Annotated in this window: 10 protein-coding genes; 2 read left to right on the forward strand and 8 right to left on the reverse strand. The window is 44.9% G+C overall.

All coding sequences use genetic code 11. The annotated features are described in order from the left end of the window. Window positions 1–69: 69 nt before the first annotated feature. The 4 genes from ACFQ2O_RS16705 to era form a co-directional block, all read right to left on the reverse strand. A complete protein-coding gene (locus tag ACFQ2O_RS16705; protein WP_377530332.1) occupies window positions 70–252 on the reverse strand; it encodes a hypothetical protein in 183 nt (60 codons plus the stop codon). 195 nt (window positions 253–447) lie between these two features. Continuing rightward, the gene (locus ACFQ2O_RS16710; protein WP_377530335.1) at window positions 448–627 is read right to left on the reverse strand and encodes a hypothetical protein; all 180 of its coding nucleotides are present in this window, start codon (window positions 625–627) and stop codon (window positions 448–450) included. 68 nt (window positions 628–695) lie between these two features. Further along, window positions 696–2009 (reverse strand): ribosome biogenesis GTPase Der, encoded by a 1314-nt coding sequence (der, locus tag ACFQ2O_RS16715; RefSeq protein WP_377530338.1) that lies wholly within the window; start codon window positions 2007–2009, stop codon window positions 696–698. Between the two features lie 62 nt (window positions 2010–2071). Then, window positions 2072–2962 (reverse strand): GTPase Era, encoded by an 891-nt coding sequence (era, locus tag ACFQ2O_RS16720; RefSeq protein ID WP_377530342.1) that lies wholly within the window; start codon window positions 2960–2962, stop codon window positions 2072–2074. A gap of 1152 nt (window positions 2963–4114) precedes the next feature. Between era and hemH the strand changes: the two genes are divergently transcribed. Beyond that, entirely contained in the window at window positions 4115–5143 is a 1029-nt protein-coding gene (gene hemH / locus ACFQ2O_RS16725; RefSeq protein ID WP_377530346.1) for a ferrochelatase, read from the forward strand. A gap of 167 nt (window positions 5144–5310) precedes the next feature. Here hemH and ACFQ2O_RS16730 read toward each other — a convergent pair whose 3' ends face one another. The 3 genes from ACFQ2O_RS16730 to glmM form a co-directional block, all read right to left on the reverse strand. Next, entirely contained in the window at window positions 5311–5892 is a 582-nt protein-coding gene (locus ACFQ2O_RS16730; RefSeq protein WP_377530348.1) for an LOG family protein, read from the reverse strand. A 96-nt stretch (window positions 5893–5988) separates the two neighbouring features. Continuing rightward, window positions 5989–7131: a cysteine desulfurase family protein gene (locus tag ACFQ2O_RS16735; protein WP_377530351.1), complete on the reverse strand. Its 1143-nt coding sequence runs from the start codon at window positions 7129–7131 to the stop codon at window positions 5989–5991. Window positions 7132–7280: 149 nt separating this feature from the next. Continuing rightward, window positions 7281–8672 carry a phosphoglucosamine mutase gene (gene glmM / locus ACFQ2O_RS16740; protein WP_377530353.1) on the reverse strand — a complete coding sequence of 464 codons (1392 nt, stop codon included), beginning with the start codon at window positions 8670–8672 and terminating at the stop codon, window positions 7281–7283. A gap of 446 nt (window positions 8673–9118) precedes the next feature. Here glmM and mazG point away from each other — a divergent pair, with 446 nt between their 5' ends. After that, complete coding sequence (gene mazG / locus ACFQ2O_RS16745; protein ID WP_377530355.1) at window positions 9119–9928, forward strand: nucleoside triphosphate pyrophosphohydrolase; 810 nt, start codon at window positions 9119–9121, stop codon at window positions 9926–9928. A gap of 89 nt (window positions 9929–10017) precedes the next feature. Here the strand turns inward: mazG and ACFQ2O_RS16750 are convergent. Next, on the reverse strand, window positions 10018–10214 hold a 197-nt coding region (locus ACFQ2O_RS16750), incomplete at its 5' end, for a hypothetical protein (protein ID WP_377530357.1).

The raw sequence follows: 10214 nt of genomic DNA on the forward strand, positions 1-10214 counted from the left end.
AATTTATTTATCGGTAAAATTTATACTTAAAGTACCTGCAGGCATTTGTCTGCGAGCTATTCTGAAAATCTATTCAATTACAGCAGTGGTATCATTGTCTTCGGCAACATCTTCCATTTCGTCGGTACGCTCTTCGGCTCTGTCTTCCAGCTCTTCTACCCTATCATCTGCCTGCTCTGTGGCAGGAGAGCTACAGGAGGCAAAACCCAATATAGACGTAGTCAGCGCAAAGGCATATAAGTTTTTTTTCATGGTTCTATGATTTCGAAAATAATACAGCTGTTCTAAAAGCTGCACGCACTATGCTTGGCTAGCTTCAGAACATGAGATGCAATACGTCTGTGGTTTAACATAGTTTTGATGAAATATATAAAAAAGCCGAAAGGCACCCTTTTGAGGTGCCTTTCGGTATCCCGGCCATGCGCCAGGTGGTTTTCTGGTTGCTGATTATTGAACAGCAGCAGCAGAATCAATTGGAGCTGCAGTAGTATCAGCCTCAAGAGAAGTAGTGTCTTCTACTACAGTTTGCTCTACTGTTTCAACTTCAGTAGCAGTCTCTTCTGCATTGCTGCAAGAAGCGAAAGTGAAAAGACCAGCAACGAAAAGTAAACCAAATACTTTTTTCATGATGTTTGATGATGTTAAATGAGGCGCAAATATACTACTATATCTCTATCACCAAATATCCTGTAAAACTATTTTTTCCTGAAAACTAAGTTTATCGGAACACCCTCAAAACTAAAGTGTTTGCGGATGCAATTTTCTAGGTAGCGGCTGTACGGCTCCTTGATATACTGTGGTAAATTACAGAAAAAAGCAAACGTGGGGTTATGCGTAGGCAGCTGCGTTACATACTTGATCTTCACAAACTTACCCTTGATAGCTGGTGGCGGATAGCGCTCAATCTCCGGCAAAATCAGGTCGTTTATTTTAGACGTAGGTATTTTCTTTGTCTTGTTGTCATATACTTCCATCGCCTTCTCAACTGCTTTGAGAATACGCTGCTTGGTAATAACTGAGGTAAAGATTACCGGCACATATTTGATCGGAGCAATACGCTTCAGTATCTCTTCTTCAAACTCCTTGGTACTATGCGTATCTTTCTCTACCAGGTCCCACTTGTTCACAAGTATAACAATACCTTTGCGGTTCTTCTCGGCCAGCGTAATGATGTTCACATCCTGCGATTCGATACCACGGGTGGCATCCAGCATCACAATACATACGTCAGCATCTTCTAAAGCACGAACAGAACGCAGCACCGAATAAAACTCGATATCTTCGCTTACTTTGCTCTTGCGGCGAAGCCCAGCAGTATCTACAATGATAAACTCTTTTCCGAAAGCATTATAGCGCGAGTGGATGGCATCGCGCGTAGTACCAGCCTGATCGGTTACAATGTTTCTTTCCTCGCCTAGCAGCAGGTTCACAAAAGAAGATTTGCCTACATTCGGGCGGCCAAGTACAGCCAGCTTCGGAATACCCGCATCCGGATCTTCTACACCTTCTTCCTTAAAATGCTTTACCACCTCGTCCAGCAGTTCGCCGGTACCGGAGCCGTTCTGCGACGACACAGGAAAAATCTCTTCCCCTATACCCAAGCCATAGAACTCGCCCATTTGGTGTGCGCGCGCATTGGTATCTGCTTTGTTTGCCACAATGTACACAGGCTTCTTAGACCGGCGCAGCACGTTGGCAAATTCCTCATCCAGGCCAGTCAGGCCTGCATCCACATCTACCATAAACAAGATCACATCGGCCTCGTTCATGGCCAGCTCTACCTGGCGGTTAATTTCAGATTCAAAAATATCGTCGGACCCGTGCACGTAGCCACCTGTGTCAATCACAGTATAGTACTTGCCGATCCACTGGCCATGGCCGTAGCTGCGGTCGCGTGTTACACCGCTCACGTTGTCCATGATGGCTTTGCGCTGCCCGATCAGGCGATTAAATAAAGTGGACTTGCCCACATTTGGGCGTCCTACAATGGCAATGATGTTTGATGACATCGAACTAAAATAAAAATGTTAAAGTGCCCCCGGAGCACCATGCCCCGAAGCTTTATGGTGCGCTACTCTTCGCGGTAACCGAAGCGCTTCAGCAACTTCTGGTCTGTCCGCCAATTCTCGTTCACGCGCACGTATAAATCAAGAAATATCTTCTTCTGGAAAAAGTCTTCCATATCAATGCGAGCCTGTGTACCTACTTTTTTCAAAGCGGCTCCCTGCTGGCCGATAATAATGCCCTTCTGGCTCCTGCGTTCTACAATTATCTCTGCCCGGATGCGAATGATATCTTCCTCTTCCTTAAACTCCTCTATCACCACTTCGGTGCTGTAAGGAATCTCTTTCTTATAGTTGAGCAGGATTTTTTCCCGGATGATTTCTGACACAAAGAATCGCTCCGGTTTGTCGGTCAGTTCGTCTTTCGGATAGAAAGCCGGGTGTTCCGGCAGGTAATGCAACAGGCGACTGAACAAATGCTCCAGCCCAAATTTATGAAGCGCCGAAATAGGCAGTATTTCGGTTGGGTTCATCTGTTCTTTCCAGTAATCCACCTTTTGGTTTACCTCTTCCTCAGTAGCCTGATCAATCTTATTGATTAACAGCAAGATCGGCACCTCCGCGTATTTTAAGCGTTTAAGCACATCGTCCTCGTCGTGTTTTTCATAGATATCGGTCATGAACACGATTACATCGGCATCTTCCAGCGAGGTGCGCACAAAGCCCATCATAGACTCATGCAGTGCATACTGCGGCTTGATAATGCCAGGCGTGTCGGAGTAAACGATCTGAAAATCATCCGAGTTCAAAATGCCCATGATTCGGTGCCTGGTAGTTTGTGCTTTCGAGGTGATGATAGAAAGCTTTTCGCCCACCAGCGCGTTCATCAATGTAGATTTACCTACGTTGGGCTTGCCCACTATACTTACAAAACCTGCTTTATGAGGAGTCTCGGCCATACACTAAAATTTGAGGTTGCAAAATTACTTCTTTTTTACGAGACTGCGGCAGAATGTGTAATTTATTGTGAATGAGGAGAGATAGAAAGATTAGTTTATACTTTCATAGCTTTTCTCCGCTGGTACACGCTTTGCAACTTGTATCCTTTTATAGTGTTGAGTTTGCAACTCAACTGGCTAACAAAGCCATACTTGCTACAGCCTGGGCCATACTTGCAATGGTATCATTTATGCTTCCATAGCCGCTGCTTTCCGCATCTTCAGCCAAGCTACCCCTTCTAATTGCTGTTTATCCTCCAGCTCCCAAATACCTACTGTTTCACCTTTAGCTTTGGAGCGCTCAAGCCCGCGAGGGCCAGTCCTCGGGTTGAGCGCTGTGTGCCTGAAGCTGCTCCGGGGATAGCGGCCCTCTATTCGCTCCGCTGCGGGCTGCTCTTCGGGCACCGCAACATGCACAAGGCGCCCAACCCGAGGACTGGAAACAGTTCAGGTAGCCGCAGCTGATGGAGCTTCAGCCACTTTTTGTAGGGAAAGGTCACGACCTGTCCGCACGATACAGTCATGGATGAATCTTATACTTTAACTTTAGCAGCTTCAGAAATTCCCCTCCTCGGAGAGGCTAGGGGTGGGTTCACATGAATAGCAAAACTACATTGCCTATACTTTAGAGCCAGCGTTACAAACTTTCTCCTACACCTAATCCTACTGGGGAAAAACAGAAGGCGCAAAACCACCTTTGTATCTTAAATAAGGTAAAAGTGTTTCAAACATCTACTGTATAGCCGCTGTCATTCCGAAAAAATCCTGGTTGTAAAAGAGGCCCCATAGCCCCCCGGAGGTGAAGCAGTAGCGGTTTGCTAAAAGGAGAGAATTAGAATAGGTTTTAGCCTTTTAATACATTAAAATATATTCCTGCAAGATCACCCCTTGAATAGGATAGATATTGGTAGTTTATCACCAGCATCACGAGAAATAATCTAACCTTCAGTAGACAGTATACCTTCACAAAATATACACTTCTGCTCTCTCCGGAAACCTTTTACCACACTTATTGCTTTACTCTCCGTTGATCCTCTATGAGGCATCAATAACTCTGATAAAAAGAAAGTTTATACTTTGTATCTTTGCAACTGATAAGCACTTATATAGTACATGAGCAAAAAGAACACTGGTAAAATTGGTGTGCTGCTGGTAAACCTTGGCACACCTGATACACCTGAAACGCCCGATGTTAGAAAGTACCTGCGTGAGTTTCTGTTGGATAAACGTGTCATCGATATAAACCCTGTTGGTCGGTTTTTCCTGATTAATGGTATTATTGCGCCTTTTCGTGCGCCTAAGTCAGCCGTTATTTATAAGCAGCTCTGGACGGAGCGTGGTTCTCCCCTGCTCTATCACGGTATTGATCTGAAAGAGAAGCTGCAGGCAAGCTTAGGTGATGGCTACCATGTGTCTTTTGGCATGCGCTATCAAAAGCCAAGTATAAAAAGCGCACTTGAGGAGCTGCGAGAGCAAAGTGTAGACAGGATTATTGTGTTTCCGTTGTTTCCGCAGTATGCCTCCGCCAGCACAGGCTCTGCCCATGATAAGATTATGGAAATCATAAAGGACTGGTGGATTATTCCGAGCATCAACTTTATATCAGATTTTTGCAACGAACCTGGTTTTATCGAATCCTTTGCAGAGCTTGGCAGAAAGTACATGCAAGAAGATAAGTATGACCATGTGATGTTTAGCTATCACGGCCTGCCCGAACGCCACATCCTGAAAGGCAGCGACCACGGGTATTGTAAACTAGAATCCTGCTGCAACAGCTATAACAAACGAAACAAGTACTGCTACCGTGCTTCCTGCTTCGAAACCTCACGCCAGTTGGCTAAAGCACTTGGGCTGAGCGAAGACCAGTACTCTGTCTCTTTCCAGTCGCGCCTGGGGAAAGATCCTTGGCTGAAGCCGTACAGCGATGAGATACTGAAAACTTATCCAGAAAGAGGTATCAAAAAAGTATTGGCCTTTAGTCCTGCCTTTGTAGCCGACTGTTTAGAGACAACCATCGAGGTGGGCGAAGAATTTAAAGAGCTGTTTTTAGAAGCTGGTGGTGAGAAATGGCAACTTGTAGAAAGCCTTAACTCTAATGACACCTGGGTAGAAGCAGTAAAGCAGATGATTTTAAGAAGTTAGCTTATCTTTCTTATATAGAGCTTAAAGCATGAGAGCCGCCGAAGATATCTTCGGCGGCTCTCATGCTTTGCGACTAACGTTACAATAAGAAAGGGGCTAAAAGTATAAAATTGAGCTACTGACTTTATACCTTTAAGCTAAAAATAGTTTCCCTTTAGCGCTGCTAGTTAGATTCGTTCTGAGTCTATCCAATCCTTCGAGAAAGCCTCTGCAGATGCTCGTACTTTTTGCAGGAGTGTCTCAGCGTCGGCCTCTACAATTAGATTGTTGGTATACTCCGATTTGATAAAACCTTCCTGCACACCATGTGCTATCAATTCCATAAACTTATCAAAATAGCCGTTGACATTGTAAAAGGCCACAGGCTTCTGAATAATACCCAGTTGGTTCCAGGTTATGATCTCATTTATTTCATCCAGCGTACCAAAGCCACCGGGCATGGCCACAAAGGCATCAGCATGAGAAGCCATCAAAGCTTTGCGCTCGTGCATCGTCTTAACGACCTGCAGCTCCGTCAGTCCGGTATGAGCAACCTCACGGTCTACCAGGCTCTGCGGAATCACACCCACTGCCTCGCCCCCTGCACCAAGTATAGCATCGGCTATAGTACCCATCAACCCTACCTTACCTCCTCCGAATACTAGTTTTGTACTTTGCGCTGCCATTAGCTGTCCTAATTTAGCAGCTGCCTGCCTGTACACCTCTTTATTGCCTGCGTTGGCTCCACAGAACACAGCTATACTTTTCATAAAATATGATTCAAATAGATTGACTGATGAAAAAAGAAAGGCACTGGTTTATGCCAGAGCCTTTCCTATTATTGATTCCTGTATCTAGTATTTTTTTTAAGCCAGCTCTTTCTTGTACATTTTCGCCAGTGTAGCGGCAGCGTAGTCAATTTCTTCAGGCGTATTATACTTACTGAAAGAGAAGCGAACGGAACCGCGCTTTGAATCTGCCTCTAAAGCGCGTAGCACGTGTGAGCCCGTGTTAGCTCCGCTACTACAGGCGCTACCGCCAGAAGCCGATATCTTTGCGATGTCTAAGCTGAACAGCAACATTTCATTTATACTTGATGCGGGCAAGCTAATGTTCAAAACTGTGTACAAGCTTTTATCGCCATACGAAGACAAGCCATTGAAGCTAACGTCTTCCATCTGCTCGCGCAGCTGGTGAATCATACGGTCTTTTAATCCCTGGATATAACGTGCGTGCTCTTCCATATCGCGGTAAGCAATTTCTAAGGCCTTGGCCAAACCAATAATGCCATACACGTTCTCGGTGCCTCCGCGCATATTACGCTCCTGGGCTCCTCCCTGAATTAAAGGCTGTATTTTAGTACCGGCATCGCAATATAAAAACCCAACCCCTTTCGGGCCGTGGAATTTATGCCCTGAGCCAACAATAAAGTTTGCATTTAGCTGCTGCAGGTCATGCTTGTAGTGGCCCATGGTCTGAACAGTATCAGAATGAAACACTGCGTTATACTTCTTGCAGATGTTACCAATAGCTTCAATGTCGTTCAGGTTGCCGATCTCGTTGTTGGCGTGCATGATAGATACCAGCGTTTGCGGCTGGCTGGCTAATAGCTCTTCCAGGTGCTCCAGATCCAGCACTCCACGTGCATCATGGCGGAGGTATGTAACCTGCACCCCCTCCTGCTTCTCCAGCAACTCCATCGTATGCAACACCGCATGGTGCTCCAGCTTTGTAGTTATAGCATTTTTTATGCCTAGGGAGCGGCAGGTGCAGAATATAGCGGCATTATCAGCCTCTGTGCCACCAGAGGTAAAGAAAACCTCAGCTGGCGATGTATTCAACAAGCCTGCCACTGTTTTACGCGCTTTCTCAATGGCTGCTCTCACCTCACGACCATGTGAGTGAATAGAGGATGGGTTACCAAAATGCTCCAGCATATAAGGAGTCATCGCATCAAAAACCTCCTTATCCAAAGGCGTGGTGGCAGCATTATCTAAATAAACACGCATATTTCTAAATTTTAATCTCTGTTCAGTTTGTAACTCAACCACTAAAGTATAAAAAAAAGTTGCGCCAATGGCAGGAACATCCCTAAACCAATGGCGCAACATCCATTTGTTACCTTGTTATGTTATGACAACAGCAGCAACACATATAATTAAGCTTTTTCGGAAATCACTTCCTTAATATCCGCAATGATTTTATTAGCCAGATGCTCGGCAGTGGCGTTGCTATCGCTCTCCGCATAGATACGGATAATAGGTTCTGTATTTGATTTACGCAGGTGCACCCACTCTTTGTCAAACTCAATCTTCACACCATCAATTGTGTTAATAGGCTGCTTGGCATAACGCTCTTTCATTTGGCGCAACACATCATCCACATCAACTTCCGGAGTAAGTTCTATCTTGTTCTTTGAGATGTAGTAGTTCGGATAGCTGGCACGCAAGCGTGTCATACTCATGTCTGCTTTAGCCAGGTGCGTCAAAAACAGCGCAATTCCAACCAATGCATCACGGCCATAGTGCAGTTCAGGGTAAATGATACCACCGTTGCCTTCACCGCCAATGATTGCACTGTGCTCCTTCATCATGTTTACCACATTTACCTCGCCAACTGCAGCCGCATAATATTCGCCTCCAGCTTTCTCGGTTACGTCGCGCAAAGCGCGGGTAGAAGAAAGGTTAGATACAGTGTTGCCTACCTGGTTCTTCAGCACATAGTCAGCTACAGCTACCAAGGTATACTCTTCGCCGAACATACTGCCGTCTTCGTTTACTAATGCCAGGCGGTCTACGTCCGGGTCAACCACGATACCAAGGTCAAACTTACCTTTCTCTATTATCTTTGAGATTTCGCGCAGGTTCTCTGGCAGCGGCTCCGGGTTATGGGCAAAATTCCCGTCTGGCTCGCAGTACAGTTTCTCGATTTTTGTAACGCCAAGAGCTTCCAAAAGCATTGGCACCGCAAAGCCACCGCTAGAATTTACAGCATCTACTACTACACTAAAGTTTTTTGCTTTAATAGCCTCTACATCTACCAGAGGTAGCTCCAAAATAGCTTTAATGTGTTTTTTAAGTGCTGTATCGTTTTGCTTATACTTGCCTAAGTCATTTACCTGGGCAAACTCAAAGGCTTCTTTCTCTGCTATATCCAGCACTAATTTGCCTTCCTCGTCAGAAATAAACTCTCCGTTATGATTAAGCAGCTTCAGGGCATTCCACTGTTTTGGGTTATGGCTGGCTGTAAGTATGATGCCGCCTCCCGCTTTTTTGGCAGGCACTACCATTTCTACCGTTGGTGTGGTAGAAAGGCCCACATCAATCACATCTATACCTAGCCCCTGCAGCGTTGCACAAACCAGTTTATTAACCATATCGCCTGATAGGCGGGCATCACGGCCAACTATGATTGTTCTTCTATCGGTGTTTTGAAGCACCCAAGTACCAAAAGCGGCGGCAAACTTCACAACATCTACAGGGGTTAATCCTTCACCAGCCTGTCCGCCTATCGTACCGCGTATTCCTGAAATCGATTTTATTAAAGCCACTTGTCGTATTTTTTTGCTCACACAAAAGTAGTAATTAACTTATACTTTTAGAAGCTTAGTCACCAGATATACTATTAATGTGTCGTTTAAAACTTAAAGCAGTAATTTATACCTCCTACCCTGCGTGCCAGGCTACAGTTTAAAGCAATTTCTGCATTCGTTTTTACGAGCAAAAGCTGAATGGAAAGATTCCTGGCAGTGCAGTTATAAATTTCATGGGAGCGTTATAAGAGGAACAAATGCCTAAATTCAGCTTCCTTTAAAGCCCGTTTTCGCTTGCAAAGGGTTACGTTTAATCATGTTTTAAAGCTCCTATTAGAAGCTACAAGGCAACGCAGGGTTTCGGAAGTAAGTATAAAGGCACCGACTAAGTGCAACAATTACCAAATTGTTAAGCCTTTTACACCAAAAAGCAGCGTGCTTTAATATTTATTATCTTTGCCTTTATGACTACTTCACAATTAGGTAAAAATTCGAGGGAAGAGCAGCTTAAAGCATTTAACCGGCTACTGGATGTGCTGGACGAACTTAGGGAAAAATGCCCTTGGGACCGCAAACAGACGCTTGAAAGCCTGCGACACCTAACCATAGAGGAAACTTACGAACTATCAGACGCCATTCTGAAAGGCGAGTTGCAGGAGGTGAAGAAAGAGATTGGGGATATCATGCTGCACTTAGTATTTTATGCCAAGATAGCCTCAGAACAAGGTGCTTTTGATATTGCCGATGTGCTAAACGCTCAGTGCGAAAAGCTTATTTTCCGTCACCCACACATCTACAGCGACGTTAAAGCAGACTCTGAAGAGGAGGTAAAGCAAAATTGGGAGAAACTAAAATTAAAGGAAGGCAACAAATCAGTGCTGGGTGGCGTTCCGCAATCATTACCGGCCTTGGTAAAGGCTATGCGTATCCAGGAAAAAGCGCGCGGCGCAGGCTTTGACTGGGATGACAAATCGCAGGTATGGGAAAAGGTGCAGGAAGAGCTTAGCGAATTTGAAAGCGAGTTTAACGTAGCAGACTTTACTGCTGTTGACCCAAAGAAAGCAACGGCTGAGTTTGGCGACCTGCTGTTCTCCCTCATTAATTTCGCCCGCTTTGCCGGAATTAACCCAGAAGAGGCGCTGGAGCGGACTAATTTAAAATTTATTCACCGGTTTCAGTACCTGGAAACAGAGGCTGCTAAAGACGGAAAACAGCTGCACGACATGACGCTTGAGGAGATGGACTTTTACTGGGATAAAGCAAAAAAGCTTTAAACACACCTACAAGTCACTAATTTTTAACTATATTTAACCCGCTTTTCAAAAAAAAGAGTAGTAGATACGCTACTGCACAACGGCCGCAACTATTTAACATCAGCTATAAATAATTTTGCCATAGCATTTATAGTATCCTTCTCCTCTGGGGAGGCACCAACGGAAATGAATTGGATCATGTGGGCCAGACATTTGCATAAATGCAGCAGAAAGCGGCCAACTTTGATGTTTATACTTTGAAAAAGCCTGAATAATTGATTTATTGCAATGTTGTTACCTTTAATAT

The organism is Pontibacter rugosus (assembly GCF_042678745.1).
Lineage (GTDB): Bacteria > Bacteroidota > Bacteroidia > Cytophagales > Hymenobacteraceae > Pontibacter > Pontibacter rugosus.

Coding starts and splice junctions, on each gene's coding strand:
- hemH (WP_377530346.1), top strand. CDS start 4,115: ATGAGCAAAAAGAACACTGGTAAAATTGGTGTGCTGCTGGTAAACCTT.
- ACFQ2O_RS16735 (WP_377530351.1), bottom strand. CDS start 7,131: ATGCGTGTTTATTTAGATAATGCTGCCACCACGCCTTTGGATAAGGAG.
- der (WP_377530338.1), bottom strand. CDS start 2,009: ATGTCATCAAACATCATTGCCATTGTAGGACGCCCAAATGTGGGCAAG.
- ACFQ2O_RS16705 (WP_377530332.1), bottom strand. CDS start 252: ATGAAAAAAAACTTATATGCCTTTGCGCTGACTACGTCTATATTGGGT.
- era (WP_377530342.1), bottom strand. CDS start 2,962: ATGGCCGAGACTCCTCATAAAGCAGGTTTTGTAAGTATAGTGGGCAAG.
- ACFQ2O_RS16730 (WP_377530348.1), bottom strand. CDS start 5,892: ATGAAAAGTATAGCTGTGTTCTGTGGAGCCAACGCAGGCAATAAAGAG.
- ACFQ2O_RS16710 (WP_377530335.1), bottom strand. CDS start 627: ATGAAAAAAGTATTTGGTTTACTTTTCGTTGCTGGTCTTTTCACTTTC.
- mazG (WP_377530355.1), top strand. CDS start 9,119: ATGACTACTTCACAATTAGGTAAAAATTCGAGGGAAGAGCAGCTTAAA.